The organism is uncultured Oscillibacter sp., assembly GCF_910579365.1.
Lineage (GTDB): Bacteria > Bacillota > Clostridia > Oscillospirales > Oscillospiraceae > Oscillibacter.
On sequence record NZ_CAJTUX010000018.1, the window covers coordinates 1 to 13958 of the forward strand.

Here is a 13958-nt window from a genome sequence, read left to right on the forward strand (position 1 = left end):
GGTCCATGTGCATCGCCCTGGGCTACGCGGTCATCATCGCCTATGTGCTGAAGGCCTTCGCCGGCTCCCTCACCGGCGAGTTGATGTCGGCGGACACCGCCGTCTGGTTCGAGAGCTTCTCCCTGGCGGATTACTCCGTGATTCCCTTCCATGCCGTGGTGGTGGTGGGCACGCTTCTGACGCTGCTGCTGGGGGCCAAGAGCATTGAGAAAAGCAACAAGATCATGATGCCCCTGTTCTTCGTCATCTTCCTCATCCTGGCGGTGCGGGTGGCGTTCCTCCCCGGTGCGGCGGCGGGCTACCGCTATATGTTCTCCCCCCGGTGGGAGGAGCTGCTGGACCCCATGGTCTGGATCTGGGCCATGGGACAGGCGTTCTTTTCCCTGTCCATCACCGGCAGCGGCATGATCGTCTACGGCGCGTATCTGGACTCGGCGGAGGATGTGGCCGCCCTGGCCAAGCGGACGGCCCTCTTTGATACCATCGCCGCTCTGGTGGCGGCCCTGGTCATCATCCCCGCCTGCTTTGCCTACGGGCTGGACGTGGGGGCGGGGCCCTCCCTGCTCTTCGTCACCCTGCCCCGGATTTTGCAGGACATCCCCCTGGGGCGGCTGTTCGCGGTGATTCTCTATGCGGCCATGATCTTCGCCGGGGTCAGCTCTTTGCAGAACATGTTTGAGGCGGTGGGGGAATCCCTGCTCCACAAGTTCCCGAAGCTCAGCCGGAAGGCCATGCTGGTGCTGCTCTGCGTGGTGTGCCTGGGCATCGGCCTGCACATGGAGCCGATCTTCAAGTGGGGTCCCTGGATGGACATCGTGTCCATCTATATCATCCCCATCGGGGCCACGCTGGGCGCGGTGAGCTGGTTTTGGATCATGCGCCGGGAGGATTTGCTGGACGAGGTGAATAAGGGGGCGGAAAAGGCCCCGGGGGCCTGGTGGTATCACGTCGGGCGGTATGTGTACGTCCCCTGCGCCGTGATTTTGTGCCTGGTGGCGCTTTGCATGAAGGTGGCCTTCTGAGTTTTCCGCCTTGGAAATGGTTCGCGGGGGCTGTCCTGGTCCGCCTGCCGGAGGCGCGGCAGTCCCGAACGGCGGGCGCGGAGGTTCGCGGCAAGGCGGCGGAGAGAAAGCGCTCCTTCCAATGAAGACGGCGGCGAGGCTTTTGCCTCGCCGCCGTTTATGATGGTCCGGAAACTCCGGTCAGATCAGGCCCTGAATCAGAATAAAGAGAATCAGCACCGGCAGCACAAACTGGAAGTAGGGCCACAGCCACCGGGGCATCTTGAGCCCCTCTCCGGTATTGCACTCCTCCAGATAGCGGTCATAGCCCCAGCCGCTCTTGCTGACGCAGAACAGCAGATACACCAGGGACCCCAGGGGCAGCAGCAGATTGCTGACCAGGAAATCCTCGCTGTCCAGCACGTCCCGGCCGCCGATGAGGTGGAGGCCGCTCCAGAGGTTGTAGCCCAGGACGCAGGGCATGCTGGCGATGAGAACGAACACGCAGTTCATCAGGGCCGCCTTCTTCCGGGACCAGCCGAAGTTGTCAATGGCGTTGGCCTGGAGGTTTTCAAAGACGGCGATGACCGTGGAGAAGCTGGCGAAGGTCATGAACAGGAAGAACAGCGCGCCCCACAGGCGGCCGCCGTGCATGTTGACGAATACCTTGGGCAGAATCATGAAAATCAGGGTGGGGCCCTGATCCGGCTGCACGTCAAAGGCGAAGCAGGCGGGGAAGATGATGAGGCCCGCCATCAGGGCGACAAAGGTGTCCAGCACGCAGATGCGCACCGCCTCGCTGGTGAGGGTGTTGTCCCGGCTCATGTAGCTGCCGAAAATCTCCATGGCGGCGATTCCTAAGCTCAGGGTGAAGAACGCCTGGTTCATGGCGGCGGTGAGGACGTGCCCCAGGCCGGCGTCCGCCGCCCGCTGGAAGTCGGGCAGGAGATAGAACTTTACGCCCTCCATCCCGCCGGGGAGAGTCAGGCTGTGGACGGCCAGCACCACGATGAGGCACAGCAGGCCCAGCATCATCCACTTGGTAATCCGCTCCAGACCCTTCTGGAGGCCGAAGCTCACCACCAAAAAGCCCGCCAGCACCGTCATGGCCATCCAGGCGGTCATCTCCAGGGGATTTCCCAGCATGGAGAAGAAGACGCTGTCCACCGCCTCGCCGCCAAGGCCGGAAAAGGCCCCGCCGGCGAACTTGAAGAAGTAGCCCAGCATCCAGCCGGAGACGGTGGTGTAATACATCATCAAAAGGCAGCAGCCCGCCACGCAGAACCAGCCGTGAATGTGCCACTTGCCGCCCGGCTTCTGAAGGGCCTGATAGCCCTGGACGGCGCTCTTGCGGCTGGCCCGGCCCACCGCCAGCTCCATGGTCAGCACCGGCACGCCCATGATGGCCAAAAACAGCAGGTAGAACAGCACAAACACGCCGCCGCCGTTGGCCCCGGCGACATAGGGGAATTTCCACACGTTGCCGATGCCGATGGCGCAGCCCGCGCTTACCAGAAGGAAGCCCAGGCGGGATTGAAAACGCTCCCGTTTCATAAATTTCTCGTTCCTCTCTCGTATGTTTCGTTGCAAAACCCACAGGCGGAGAGACCGCCCCGGGCAGGTTCTCTTATGATAACGGGCATCGGCGGAAATGTCAATGCTTATTCGAGGAGGAAACCGGCCCCGCAGTCAAAAAACAGGGCTTTTTTCTTTCCGCCCGCCGTGGTATACTGACCCGCAGGAACCCAACCCGCCGGAAAGGAGAAGCCCATGAAAGACTGCCGGACCCGTTATCCCATCCTGCTGATTCACGGCCTGAACTGCCGGGACGACTGGATTTTCCCCTATTGGGGCCGCGTCACAGCGATTCTGACGGACCGGGGAGCCCGGGTCTTCCTCAGCGGTCAGGACGCCTGGGGCGGCATCCCCGGCAACGCCGGGGCCCTCCGCCGCCGCGCCGGGGAGATTCTGGCGGAGACGGGAAGCGAAAAGCTGAACCTCATCGCCCACTCCAAAGGCGGGCTGGAGGCCCGCTACCTGATCTCCACCCTGGGCTTCGCCTCCAGGACTGCCTCCCTCACCACCATCTGCACGCCCCACCGGGGATCGAAGGCGGCGGCGGAGTGGCTGGGGCGGGAGCGGATCGTTCGCTTGGCGGGCCGGGGGATGGAGCGCTTCTGGCGGGCCCGGGGGGACCGGGACCCGGACTTCCTGGCGGCGGTGACCGCCCTGACGCCGGAGGCCATGGCCCGCTTCAACGCCGAAAACCCGGACAGCCCCCTGGTGTACTACCAGAGCTGGGGCGCCCGGCTGGACCGGGCGGGCTGGGACCCTATGGACCGCGTCCAGCTCTGGCTGACCAGGGCCGACGCCCCCACGGACGGCCTTGTGTCCCCGGAGTCCGCCGTCTGGGGGAACTACCGGGGGACGCTGGAGGGCGTCTCCCATCAGGACGGCGTGGGAGGCCGGCGGCGGAAGCGCCCCGGTTTTGACGCCGGGGAATTTTACATCCGCCTGGTTCGGGAACTGGCGGAGATGGGCTTTTAGGGCCTGTTCCCATAAGACAGGCCCTAGCGCGCCCCGGCTTCCGCGGGACCGGGAGGGCCCCGCGGAAGGGCGGAGGGACGCGGCCGGAAGGAGGACGGAATGGAACGATACGCGCAGGCCGCCCCGGCGAAGGTCAATCTGGCCCTGGACATCCTGGGCCGCCGGCCGGACGGTTATCACGAGATGCGCATGGTGATGCAGACGGTGAGCCTCTGCGACGCCGTGACGCTGGAGGAAGGGGAGAAGGGCTTCACTCTCTCCGCCCGGGGCATCACGCTTCCCGCGGGGAAGAAGACGCTGGAGCGGCAGGCGGCGGAGGCCTTCTTCGCCGCCCTGGGGCGTCCTCTGCCGGCCCTTCGGGTGACGCTGGAGAAGCGAACGCCCGCCTACGCGGGCCTGGGGGGCGGCAGCGCCGACGTGGCGGCCCTGCTGCGGCTTCTGCGGCAGCGCTGCGCGCCGGACATGCCCCGGGAGGAGCTGGAGAAAATCGGCGCCCTGACGGGCAGCGACATGCCCTTCTGCGTCCGGGGGGGCACCGCCCTGGCGGAGGGCCGGGGAGAGATTCTGACGGACCTCCCTCCCCTGCCGGACTGCCGCTTCGTTCTCTGCAAGCCGGACTTCGATCTGCCCACGGGACCGATGTTCGCCCGGCTCCGCTTGGACGGGGACCGCCTCCGCCCGGAGGTGGATGGCATGATCTCCGCCCTGGACCGTGGGGACCTGGCGGGGGCGGCAAGGTGTGTGGGGAACGTGTTCGAGACGGTTTTGGAACCGGAGGAGCGGCGGGAGATCGAAGCCGTCAAGGAGACCCTTCTCCGCCGGGGGGCCCTGGCCGCCGCCATGTCCGGCTCCGGCCCGGCGGTGTTCGGCCTCTTCGCCCCGGAGGCGGAGACCGCCGGAGCGGCGGAGGAGCTGCGGCGGCGGTACGCCCAGGTCTTTGAGGCGGAGCCGGTGCGCCGGCTGCTGGAATAGGGGAGGACCCTCACAGCAGGACCGGCACCTCGCTGCGGATGCGCAGACTCTTTGGCGTGACGGCGCAGTCCCAGGCGCAGACCCGCACGCCGTGGGCCGCCGCCTCCCGCAGGGCCGCGCCGAAGGCGGGGTGGGTCTCGTCGTTGGGGGCCACGCTGCGCATGGTTTCCATCTGGACCACGAAGAACAGCGCCGCCCCCAGCCCGGCCTCCGCCGCCCTCTGGAGCTCCCGGAGGTGCTTCACGCCCCGCTCCGTGGGAGCGTCGGGAAAGCGGGCCGCGCCGCCGTCCTCCAGCGTGACGCCCTTGACCTCAATCAGGAAGAGACCCCGGGGACTCTCCACGCAGAAGTCCAGCCGGGAGTCCCCGTAAACATATTCCCGGCGGAGGACCGCCCCCGCCGGCAGCCGGGGCTCCAGCCACTCGGCAAACACCCGGTTGGGGGCCTGGGCGTCCATGTTCACCAGCAGGTCCCCCTTTTGCACGGCGATGAGGTCGTAGGCGGTCTTCCGCTTGGGGCTGGCGTTTTTCTCCAGATAGACGGCGGCGCCGGGGACCAGCAGCTCCCGGCAGCGGCCGGTGTTTTTCACGTGGACGGTTTGGACGGCCCCCTCCGCCTCCACCTGGGCGACAAAGCGGTTGGGCCGGCGGAGGAAGCGGCCCGGGACAATGTTTTGATAGTGCATGACGGGCTCCTTTCCGGCGGGGAGGCGGAATCTTTGGCAGGTTCTTAACAGGCGGATTCCCTGCTTTGCTCCCCGAATTCGTAAAATTGTACCATGTTTTACTCCTGACGTCCAGCCTTTGAGGGGCAGGGAAAAAACCCCTGATAAAATTTCCGCAAAGTCATTGTTTTTTTCTTTAGAAGTTGATACAATAGCCCTGCATCACATTTTTTGGGAGGGAAGTTATGGAACCTTCAAGTCTGTTTGTCTGCCTGATGGGCATGGGCACCGTGTTCTTCGGGCTCGTCTGCCTCATCGTCCTGACGATGATTATGGGCAAGATCGTGGGCAGCCGCGCGGCTCCCGCCGTCTCCGCCCCCGTCCCGGCTGCGGCGGCCCCCGCCGCCCCGGAGGGCAACCGCCAGGAGATCGCCGCCGCCGTCTCCGCCGCCATCGCGGAGGAGCTGGGCACCGGCATTACGGGCATCCGCATCGTATCCATGAAAAAACTGTGAGAAACAAGAAGGAGAGAGCGTTATGAAAAAGTACAAAGTCACCGTCAACGGCACGGCCTATGAGATCGAGCTGGAGGAGCTGACCGGCGCGGCTCCCGCCCCCGCCCCCGCTGCCGCGGCCCCCGCCGCCGCCCCCGCCGGAGGCGAACAGGTCACCAGCCCCATGCCCGGCACCATCCTGGACGTGAAGGTCACCCAGGGCGCTTCTGTGAAGAAGGGCGACGTGCTGATGATCCTGGAGGCCATGAAGATGGAAAACGAGATCATGTGCCCCCGCGACGGCAAGGTCGCCTCCATCCATGCCGCCAAGGGCGCGGCGGTGGAGTCCGGCGCGCTGCTGTGCGTCATCCAGTAAGGCGCTGGAGGGTTTCAAATGGAAGCTATTCTGGATTTTGTAAACAGCTCGGGATTCGCGCTGTTTGCCCAGGGGGACAACTGGAAGTGCCTTTTGATGCTGGTCATCGCCTGCGCGCTTCTCTACCTGGGCATTGTGAAGAAATTTGAGCCGCTGCTGCTGGTGCCCATCGCCTTCGGCATGCTCATCACCAACCTTCCCGGCGCGGAGATGTACCACGAGATTTTCTTCGCCGGAGGACACATCCACTGGGACCTCATCGGCGGAGCCCCCGTCACGGCGGAGTTCCTGGCGGAGCTGAAGGCCGTGGGCGTCGCCGACGCGGTGCTGGCCACGGCCACGGCGGGCCAGTCCATCACGCCGGGCCTTATCGACATTCTCTATCTCGGCGTGAAGCTTGGCATCTATCCCTGCCTGATCTTCATGGGCGTGGGCGCCATGACGGACTTCGGCCCCCTGATTGCCAACCCCAAGAGCCTGCTCCTGGGCGCGGCGGCGCAGCTTGGCATCTTCATGACCTTTGTGGGCTGCCGCCTCTCCGGCATCTTCAGCTCCGCCCAGGCCGGTTCCATCGGCATCATCGGCGGCGCGGACGGCCCCACCGCCATCTACGGCGCCACGAAGCTGGCCCCGGAGCTGCTGGGTCCCATCGCCGTGGCGGCGTACAGCTACATGGCCCTGGTTCCCGTCATTCAGCCCCCCATCATGCGCCTTCTCACCACCGAGGCGGAGCGGAAGATCGTCATGAAGCCCCTGCGGCAGGTCTCCAAGACCGAGAAGATCATCTTCCCCATCATGGTGGCCGTGTTTGTGGCGCTGCTGGTGCCCTCCGCCGCCCCCCTGATCGCCTGCCTCATGCTGGGCAACCTGTTTAAGGAGTGCGGCGTGGTGGAGCGTCTGAGCAAGACCGTGCAGAACGAGCTCATCAACATCGTCACCATCTTCCTGGGCGTGTCCGTGGGCGCGACGGCCACGGGCCGGACCTTCCTCAGCCTTCAGACCATCGCCATCATGGTTATGGGTATCGTGGCCTTCGGCTTCGGCACCGCCGGCGGCGTGGTCCTGGCGAAGATCATGAACCTGTTCCTCAAGGAGAAGATCAATCCCCTCATCGGCTCTGCCGGCGTCTCCGCCGTGCCCATGGCCGCCCGGGTCTCCCAGGTGGAGGGTCAGAAGGCCAATCCCAGCAACTTCCTCTTGATGCACGCCATGGGTCCCAATGTGGCCGGCGTCATCGGCTCCGCCATCGCGGCGGGCGTGATGATCTCCTTGTTCGGTTAATAGGAGGTAGTATAAATGGCTATGGAATTCCTCTCTAAGAAACCCCTGTATATCACCGATACCATCCTTCGGGACGCCCACCAGTCCCAGGCGGCCACCCGGATGCGGGTGGAGGATATGCTTCCCGCCTGCGAGGTGCTGGACTCCATCGGCTACTGGTCCCTGGAGTGCTGGGGCGGCGCCACCTTCGACTCCTGCATGCGCTTCCTCAACGAGGACCCCTGGGAGCGTCTGAGAAAGCTCCGCAAGGCCCTGCCCAACACCAAGCTCCAGATGCTCTTCCGGGGCCAGAACATCCTGGGCTACAAGCACTACGCCGACGACGTGGTGGACGCCTTCTGCCGGAAATCCATTGAAAACGGCATCGACATCATCCGGATTTTCGACGCGCTGAACGACGTGCGGAACCTGGAGCAGGCCATCAAGTCCACCAAGAAGTACGGCGGCATGGTGGAGGCCACCCTCTCCTACACCATCTCCCCCATTCACAACGAGGAGTACTTCGTCAAGCTGGCCCTGGAGCTGGAGCAGATGGGCGCGGACGTAATCTGCGTGAAGGACATGGCGAACCTGCTTCTCCCCATGGACGCCTATAACCTGGTGAAGAAGCTGAAGGAAACCGTGAAGATTCCCATTCACCTCCACACCCACAACACCACCGGCACCGGCGACATGGTGTATCTCATGGCGGCCTACGCCGGCGTAGACATTGTGGACACGGCCCTGAGCCCCCTGGCCAACGGCACCGCCCAGCCCGCCACGGAGTCCCTGGTGGCGACGCTTCAGGGCACCGTCCGGGACACCAAGCTGGACCTGAACAAGATGAGCGAGGCCGCCGCCCACTTCCGCAAGGTCGCCCAGAAGCTCAAGGAGCAGGGCAGCCTGGACCCGAAGGTGCTGAACGTGGACACCAACACCCTTCTCTATCAGGTGCCCGGCGGCATGCTCTCCAACCTGATCTCCCAGCTCAAGCAGGCGAACAAGGAGGAGAAGTATTACGACGTGCTGGCGGAGATTCCCCGGGTCCGCAAGGACTTCGGCTATCCCCCGCTGGTCACGCCCACCAGCCAGATCGTCGGAACCCAGGCCGTTATGAACGTGGTGGTGGGCAAGTACAAGACCTTCCCCAAGGAGTCCAAGGGTCTTCTCCGAGGCGAGTACGGACAGGTCCCCGGCGAGGTCAACGAGGAAGTCCGGTCGCTGGCCGGCATCAAGCCGGAGGACGTCATCACCTGCCGCCCGGCGGACCTGCTCCAGCCCGAGGTGGAGAAGTACCGGGAGGAGTTCAAGGGCATCGCCAAGAGCGACGAGGACGTGCTGTCCCTGGCCCTGTTCCCTCAGGTGGCTCCGAAGTTCCTGGCGTGGCGGGATGGTCCCCATGACGAGCCCGCCGCCGCTCCGGCTGCCGCCCCCGCGGCGAAGGCCGCCCCGGCGGACCCCAACGCCGTGCGGGAGCTGTTCGTGGAGTTTAAAGGATAAAAACTCGGTCTGTTTTGGAAAGGAGTGTAACACAATGCCGGCTGAGAACGAGCGAAAAGATGTTCAGAAAGCCATGGCCTACGATCTTATTCGGATTTTTGAAAGGGACCCGGATAAGAGTTACACTGCGAAAGAATTGAAAGAGCTGATCGACGCTTATATCTCCGGGGTAATGCAGTAATTGGCACAAAAAGAGGACGGTATCGTAAGATGCCGTCCTCTTCTTTTACCAGTAGTTGTAGTGAAGCTCATAATTGTCGATGGCCAGCTCCAGGGTGTCCAGCACGCCGCCGCCGCCGTCGTAAAGCGTTACAGTTACCGGCAGGTCCGCGTGAAGGACACCCCGGACCCCGTCTGAGGCCCCTTTGGTATAGACGCTGTACCAGTTGTACGCCGCCCCCTCCAGGCCGGTGTTGACCCCCCAGACGCCCCAGGTATCCGCGTCCTCCTCCCGGTAATAAAAGGAGAACAGGGCGTCGCTGATCTTCTCCCCCTGATAGGCGAAGGTCTTTTCCTCCCCGAGGGTCTGCTCGTATTCCCCGGTTTCCGGGACGTATGTCCGGGTGGTCCTCCGGGCCGTCACCTCCACGGAGGCGGAGGCCGCGTCTGCGAACTCCCCGGCCACGTACAGCGTCCCGTTCAGGCCCATGCACAGGGCGCCCCGGCTCATGTTCAAACTCCGCCGGTACTCCGGCCAGACCTCCAGGCCGTGGCGGGTAAAGTCCGTGCTGATATAGGTATCCCCGGTGCGGGCAATCAGATAGGTGACGTGATGGGCGAGAAAACGGTTGCTGTAGCGCATGGAGCTTTTCTCCACCAGCACCGGCTCCAGGTTCGAGAGGAGGTACTGCCGCTCCACCTGGTCCAGCATCCCCCGGACCGTGTAGGGCGGAAAGCCCAGCATTGTATAGACCAAGACCCCCAGCAGGGCGCACAGCGTCAGGTTCCGGGCCGTCTTTTGTCCCCGCGTCAGCTTCATGACGCCACCTCCCATTCCACCCGCAGCGTCCAGTCCTGTCCCGAGAGGGGATAGGAGACCTCCGCCCATTGGGGCGGGCCGTCCAGCACCAGCTCCACCGCCTGGTAGTAACGGGTCCAGCCGAAGGACGCCGCTTCGGCATTGTAGACCCAATACCGGCTCTCCGGCCAGGTCCAGGCGGCGTTGTCACGTTTGCAATGCGACAGTTCTCCCCGGTCGTCCCGCCAGGTTAAAAACCAGCTTCGTGTGCCGTACCAGGGTTCCGTCCCCAGGGGGTCCCGCATTTGAAGCCATAGCCGGACCTCCGCCACGGTGTGGCCGTCCTCCTCCGTCACGTCCCCCGGCGCGGCCCAGAGGACGCCGTGCTCCAGCTCCACCTTCGCCGCCGAAGCGGGAGGTTCCTCCCAGGAGAGCTCCCCGCGTGTGCGCTCCGCCAGGGAATCCCAGCCGATGGTGTGAAACAGCGTCACCAGGGCCAGAACCGCCAGGGCCCAGGCCAGACACCGGCTTGCCTCCCACAGCCAGCCCAGCCACGGCTTATGGACACGGTCCAGGGCCCAGCCCACCTCCTGGGCGCTTCCCATGGCGTTCAGCGCCCGCTCCGCCGCCAGCTCCGGAGAGCGGCCCAGGCGGAGAAGGTCTTTCACATGGTCCTCGTAGTGGACCCGAAGCTCCGTCTCAATGCCTTTCCGGTCCGGACGGAAGCGGACCTCCTGGCACACGGCGTCCACCCAGATTTGAAACGCGTCTCTCATAGCCCCGCCCTCACGCCTGAGCGGCGCTGTTCACCACCGCGTCCACCTGCTCCCGGAAGGTCACCCACTCCTCCTTCCGGGCGTCTAGGGCCTTGCGGCCCTTCTGGGTAATGCGGTAGTATTTTCGGGTCCGTCCGCCCTCGGCCTTCTCCCGCACTGTGACCAGTCCCTCCGCCTCCAGGCCGTGGAGAATGGGATACAGCGTCCCCTCCTTCAGCTCGAAGACGCGGTTGGACCGCCGGGCCAGCTCCGTAATCATCTGGTAACCGTACATCTCCCCGCCGGAGAGGAGGGAGAGAACCAGCAGCGTCGTGCTGCCGCTCATCAGGCTTTTGTCAATTTTCATGGCGCGCCTCCTTGCCAGCATACCTCGGTCATCTATGTTCATTATACATAGATGACCGAGGCTTGTCAAGAGGCGGAAATGAAACGCGCCCCCGGAGGCGGTTTCGTCTCCGGAGACGCGCTGTGATCGAAGAGCGCGGCCTTGCGGCCCCCATTTTCAGGTGTAGGACCGCTCCACCCGGACCTTGGCCTGAAAGCTGCTGTCCAGGGCCTGAACGGCGCTTTGGATTTTCTCCTCCACCTCCTGGTCGCTGAGGCGGAAGTCGAAGGGCACCGCCGCGTCGAAGACCAGGTGCGCGTGCCCGCTCCGGGGCACCACCCGGAAGTCGTGAATGGTGATGCCGCTGTCAATGCAGCGGACCAGGGTCTCCACCCGCCGGCGGGTCTCCTGGGTGACGCCGTCGTCCGTGGCCACGGGGTCCATGTGGATCACCGCCTCGCAGCCCAGGCGCTCCCGGAGCTCCCGCTCCACATGGTCGATGCGGCTGTGAAGCTCCAGCAGCTCCCCCCCGGCGGGGACCTCGGCGTGGAGGGAGATCATCCGCCGCCCGGGGCCGTAGTCGTGGACAATGATGTCGTGGACCCCCAGGATGGGCGGGTGGGAGAGGACCAGGGAGCGGATTTCCTCCACAAACTCCGCCGAGGGCGGCGTGCCCAGCAGGGGGTCCATGGTGGTCTTGGCGGCCTGGAGGCCGGACCAGAGGATGAACAGGGCCACCAGCAGTCCGCCCCAGCCGTCCAGAATCAGGTCCGTGTACCGCTCCGCCAGGGAGGCGGCCAGCACCACCGTTGTGGCGGCGCAGTCGCTGAGCGAGTCGATGGCGGCGGCGGCCATGGCGGTGGAGCCGATGCGCCGGCCGATCCGGCGGTTATAAAAGGCCATATAGAGCTTTACCAAAATGGCGGCGCAGAGCATGGCCGTCACCTGCCAGCCCCCCTCCGCCGGAACGGGGTGGAGAATCTTGCCCACGGAGGACTGGGCCAGCTCGAAGCCCATCAGAAGAATCAGCATGGCCACCACGAGACCGGACAGGTATTCCATTCGCCCGTGGCCAAAGGGGTGGTCGTGATCCGGCTTCTGCCCCGCCAGCTGGAAGCCCAGCAGCGTCACCAGAGAGGACCCGGCGTCCGAGAGGTTGTTGACAGCGTCGGCCACCACGGCGATGGACCCGGCGGACAAACCCGCCAGCAGCTTGCCCAGGAAGAGCAGCAGGTTCAAAAAGACGCCCATGCCGCCGCAGAGAATTCCGTAGCCCTTGCGCAGCTGGGCCTCGGATGTTTTCTCGGGTTTGAGAAAGACACGGGCCAGTATGGCGATCATGGAAGTACCTCCTCGGAAGGGATTTTGCGCAAACAGCACAGCGTATGCTGGAAAGCGGCGGTTTGACACTGCCGCTTCAGGGGCGCTTCCCCGGCAGCACCAGCTTCATGTGACAGCACAGGTCGTCCAGGTCCTGGTCCGTGGCGGCGGGGAGACGGAGTCTGGCCCCGCAGTCCCGGCAGATGAGGTCCACGGCGGACCGGCGGATTTCCATGCCATAACGGCTGCTGCCGCAGGCGCAGGCGATGCCCCCGGGGCGGGCGGCGATGTCCCGCAGCTCGGAGAGGACCTCATACATGATGACGCTGTCCAGAAAGGCCTCGTCCCCATTTCCCTTCCGCTCCTTCTCCGCCAGGATGGCCAGCTCCCGGAGCTGACGGTCCACCGTTTCCTCCGGGCCGATGAAGCAGCAGAACTGCTTCGTCCCGGCGCAGGTCAGGGCGGTTCCGGCCCCCTCCAGCACCCGCTCCGGCGGGCAGACGGCGGTGTGGGTCCCGCCGCAGAGCCCGCAGGGAACGGAGAGATGAAACCGCTCCCCGTCGAACTCCGCCCGCAGGGCGGAGCCGCCGCAGCCGCAGTCCACCTCCGCGCCGGAGGCCTCCAGGGCAAAGACGGAACGGGCTTTCAGGACGGGTTTCCCGCATTGGGGGCAGAGATAGCCAAAGGTCCGCATCTCCTCGCGCATGGCGCAGCACTCCTTCCAGCCGCCCCGGCGGAACCGGAGCGGACGGTATAGTTAGAATATATAGTATACCATGTTTCCCGGCGGCCGTCCAGAATTTTATGTTTGGAACTCGTTAAATTTTTGCCGGCGGGTCCCGCCGCCCTCAGAGCGCGCAGAGGCTCACGGCCCAGGCCAGCCCCCCGGCCAGAAGAGCCTGAACCGCCTTTCCCAAGACGACGTTCCGAAGCCGCAGGCCGCTGCCCTCCAGCACCGCCGCCGTCTGGCAGAGGATGGAGACGCCGCCCCAGCCCGCGCAGGCCGAGGCCAGGACAAAGCTCAGGCGGTCCGCCGCCAGCAGCGGCGTCAGGGAAAAGAGCTCCCAAAACCCTACCAGCCCCGCAGCCAGAGGGCCGCCCAGGCTTGCCAGAGGGCTGGCCAGAACGAAGAAAAACAGAACGAAGCCGCAGACCGAGAGCATGCTGCCGCAGGCGCTCCGCACCCCCTCCACAAAGGCGGCGGGAAGGGAGAGCGCCTGATAAGAGGCCGCCCTTGGCGGACAGGGACGCGGGGCGGGGCCCCTTCCTCCCCGGAAGAAAAAGCCTGTCAGCAGGGCGGAGAGCAGGTGAATCAGCCACAGGTACACTCCCAGCCGGGGGCTGCCGAAGACCCCGCCCCCCAGAACGCTGATGAGAAACACCGGATTGGAGTTGTTGCAAAAACCCAGAAGCCGCTCCGCCTCGGCGGCGGTGAGCAGTCCCTTTTTGCGGAGCTCCGCCGCCGTCCGGGCCCCGATGGGATAGCCCCCCACCAGCCCCAGCAGCAGGGCGGACCCGGCGGAACCGGGGAGGCGGTAGAGGCTCATCAGCCCCGCCAGCCGGGGAGCGGCCCACTGGCCAAAGCCCAGGGACACCAGCATGGTGGACACCGCCATAAAGGGGAACAAAGCGGGGATGACGGACCGGCCGCAAAGCGCCAGCCCCGCCGCCGCCGCCCCGCGAACCTGGGCGGCGTCCGCCAGAAACCAGATTAAAAGACCGCAGAGAACCAGACAGCCGCCGGTCCGCCAGCGCGTGTTCATAA

At 65.0% G+C, this 13958-nt stretch carries 16 protein-coding genes; 8 read left to right on the plus strand and 8 right to left on the minus strand.

Annotated features, from left to right (window positions below; translation table 11 throughout):
* Window positions 1-1022 (plus strand): sodium-dependent transporter (locus QZ329_RS06515; RefSeq protein ID WP_295749962.1); only part of this gene is annotated, 1022 nt, incomplete at its 5' end.
* A gap of 180 nt (window positions 1023-1202) precedes the next feature.
* On the opposite strand, the gene QZ329_RS06520 is transcribed toward QZ329_RS06515, so the two are convergent.
* The gene (locus QZ329_RS06520) at window positions 1203-2555 is read right to left on the minus strand and encodes a sodium-dependent transporter (protein ID WP_295749964.1); all 1353 of its coding nucleotides are present in this window, start codon (window positions 2553-2555) and stop codon (window positions 1203-1205) included.
* Window positions 2556-2771: 216 nt separating this feature from the next.
* Here QZ329_RS06520 and QZ329_RS06525 point away from each other — a divergent pair, with 216 nt between their 5' ends.
* The gene (locus tag QZ329_RS06525) at window positions 2772-3548 is read left to right on the plus strand and encodes a hypothetical protein (protein WP_295749966.1); all 777 of its coding nucleotides are present in this window, start codon (window positions 2772-2774) and stop codon (window positions 3546-3548) included.
* Window positions 3549-3647: 99 nt separating this feature from the next.
* Window positions 3648-4520 carry a 4-(cytidine 5'-diphospho)-2-C-methyl-D-erythritol kinase gene (gene ispE / locus QZ329_RS06530; RefSeq protein ID WP_295749968.1) on the plus strand — a complete coding sequence of 291 codons (873 nt, stop codon included), beginning with the start codon at window positions 3648-3650 and terminating at the stop codon, window positions 4518-4520.
* A 10-nt stretch (window positions 4521-4530) separates the two neighbouring features.
* On the opposite strand, the gene sfsA is transcribed toward ispE, so the two are convergent.
* Window positions 4531-5205: a DNA/RNA nuclease SfsA gene (sfsA, locus tag QZ329_RS06535; RefSeq protein ID WP_295749970.1), complete on the minus strand. Its 675-nt coding sequence runs from the start codon at window positions 5203-5205 to the stop codon at window positions 4531-4533.
* Between the two features lie 224 nt (window positions 5206-5429).
* On the opposite strand from sfsA, the gene QZ329_RS06540 reads away from it, so the two are divergent.
* Genes QZ329_RS06540 through QZ329_RS06560 form a run of 5 tightly spaced genes read left to right on the plus strand, consistent with a single transcriptional unit; the run spans window position 5430 to window position 8995 of the window.
* Window positions 5430-5699, plus strand: a complete 270-nt coding sequence (locus QZ329_RS06540) for an OadG family protein (RefSeq protein ID WP_295749972.1) — start codon at window positions 5430-5432, stop codon at window positions 5697-5699.
* A gap of 22 nt (window positions 5700-5721) precedes the next feature.
* Window positions 5722-6054 (plus strand): biotin/lipoyl-containing protein, encoded by a 333-nt coding sequence (locus tag QZ329_RS06545; protein ID WP_295749975.1) that lies wholly within the window; start codon window positions 5722-5724, stop codon window positions 6052-6054.
* A gap of 18 nt (window positions 6055-6072) precedes the next feature.
* Complete coding sequence (locus tag QZ329_RS06550; protein ID WP_295749977.1) at window positions 6073-7335, plus strand: sodium ion-translocating decarboxylase subunit beta; 1263 nt, start codon at window positions 6073-6075, stop codon at window positions 7333-7335.
* 15 nt (window positions 7336-7350) lie between these two features.
* The gene (locus QZ329_RS06555) at window positions 7351-8814 is read left to right on the plus strand and encodes a pyruvate carboxylase subunit B (protein ID WP_295749979.1); all 1464 of its coding nucleotides are present in this window, start codon (window positions 7351-7353) and stop codon (window positions 8812-8814) included.
* A 34-nt stretch (window positions 8815-8848) separates the two neighbouring features.
* Complete coding sequence (locus tag QZ329_RS06560; protein WP_295749981.1) at window positions 8849-8995, plus strand: hypothetical protein; 147 nt, start codon at window positions 8849-8851, stop codon at window positions 8993-8995.
* 45 nt (window positions 8996-9040) lie between these two features.
* Here the strand turns inward: QZ329_RS06560 and QZ329_RS06565 are convergent, their stop codons facing one another.
* From QZ329_RS06565 to QZ329_RS06590, 6 genes are all read right to left on the minus strand, one after another.
* Complete coding sequence (locus QZ329_RS06565; protein WP_295749983.1) at window positions 9041-9793, minus strand: hypothetical protein; 753 nt, start codon at window positions 9791-9793, stop codon at window positions 9041-9043.
* Entirely contained in the window at window positions 9790-10548 is a 759-nt protein-coding gene (locus tag QZ329_RS06570; protein ID WP_295749985.1) for a hypothetical protein, read from the minus strand. Before QZ329_RS06570 ends, QZ329_RS06565 begins: the two co-directional genes overlap by 4 nt.
* Before the next feature lie 10 nt (window positions 10549-10558).
* Window positions 10559-10894, minus strand: coding sequence for a PadR family transcriptional regulator (locus QZ329_RS06575; protein ID WP_295749986.1), 336 nt, complete (start codon window positions 10892-10894; stop codon window positions 10559-10561).
* A 156-nt stretch (window positions 10895-11050) separates the two neighbouring features.
* Window positions 11051-12214, minus strand: coding sequence for a cation diffusion facilitator family transporter (locus QZ329_RS06580; protein ID WP_295749988.1), 1164 nt, complete (start codon window positions 12212-12214; stop codon window positions 11051-11053).
* Window positions 12215-12290: 76 nt separating this feature from the next.
* A complete protein-coding gene (locus tag QZ329_RS06585; RefSeq protein ID WP_295749990.1) occupies window positions 12291-12899 on the minus strand; it encodes a hypothetical protein in 609 nt (202 codons plus the stop codon).
* Window positions 12900-13041: 142 nt separating this feature from the next.
* A complete protein-coding gene (locus QZ329_RS06590) occupies window positions 13042-13956 on the minus strand; it encodes a sporulation protein (RefSeq protein ID WP_295749992.1) in 915 nt (304 codons plus the stop codon).
* Between the last annotated feature and the right edge of the window lie 2 nt (window positions 13957-13958).

Bases quoted from the DNA above. Each gene is read 5' to 3' on its own strand.
- QZ329_RS06560 (WP_295749981.1), top strand. From the start codon at position 8,849: ATGCCGGCTGAGAACGAGCGAAAAGATGTTCAGAAAGCCATGGCCTAC.
- QZ329_RS06550 (WP_295749977.1), top strand. From the start codon at position 6,073: ATGGAAGCTATTCTGGATTTTGTAAACAGCTCGGGATTCGCGCTGTTT.
- ispE (WP_295749968.1), top strand. From the start codon at position 3,648: ATGGAACGATACGCGCAGGCCGCCCCGGCGAAGGTCAATCTGGCCCTG.
- sfsA (WP_295749970.1), bottom strand. From the start codon at position 5,205: ATGCACTATCAAAACATTGTCCCGGGCCGCTTCCTCCGCCGGCCCAAC.
- QZ329_RS06525 (WP_295749966.1), top strand. From the start codon at position 2,772: ATGAAAGACTGCCGGACCCGTTATCCCATCCTGCTGATTCACGGCCTG.
- QZ329_RS06585 (WP_295749990.1), bottom strand. From the start codon at position 12,899: ATGCGCGAGGAGATGCGGACCTTTGGCTATCTCTGCCCCCAATGCGGG.
- QZ329_RS06545 (WP_295749975.1), top strand. From the start codon at position 5,722: ATGAAAAAGTACAAAGTCACCGTCAACGGCACGGCCTATGAGATCGAG.
- QZ329_RS06590 (WP_295749992.1), bottom strand. From the start codon at position 13,956: ATGAACACGCGCTGGCGGACCGGCGGCTGTCTGGTTCTCTGCGGTCTT.
- QZ329_RS06555 (WP_295749979.1), top strand. From the start codon at position 7,351: ATGGCTATGGAATTCCTCTCTAAGAAACCCCTGTATATCACCGATACC.
- QZ329_RS06565 (WP_295749983.1), bottom strand. From the start codon at position 9,793: ATGAAGCTGACGCGGGGACAAAAGACGGCCCGGAACCTGACGCTGTGC.
- QZ329_RS06575 (WP_295749986.1), bottom strand. From the start codon at position 10,894: ATGAAAATTGACAAAAGCCTGATGAGCGGCAGCACGACGCTGCTGGTT.
- QZ329_RS06540 (WP_295749972.1), top strand. From the start codon at position 5,430: ATGGAACCTTCAAGTCTGTTTGTCTGCCTGATGGGCATGGGCACCGTG.
- QZ329_RS06570 (WP_295749985.1), bottom strand. From the start codon at position 10,548: ATGAGAGACGCGTTTCAAATCTGGGTGGACGCCGTGTGCCAGGAGGTC.
- QZ329_RS06580 (WP_295749988.1), bottom strand. From the start codon at position 12,214: ATGATCGCCATACTGGCCCGTGTCTTTCTCAAACCCGAGAAAACATCC.
- QZ329_RS06520 (WP_295749964.1), bottom strand. From the start codon at position 2,555: ATGAAACGGGAGCGTTTTCAATCCCGCCTGGGCTTCCTTCTGGTAAGC.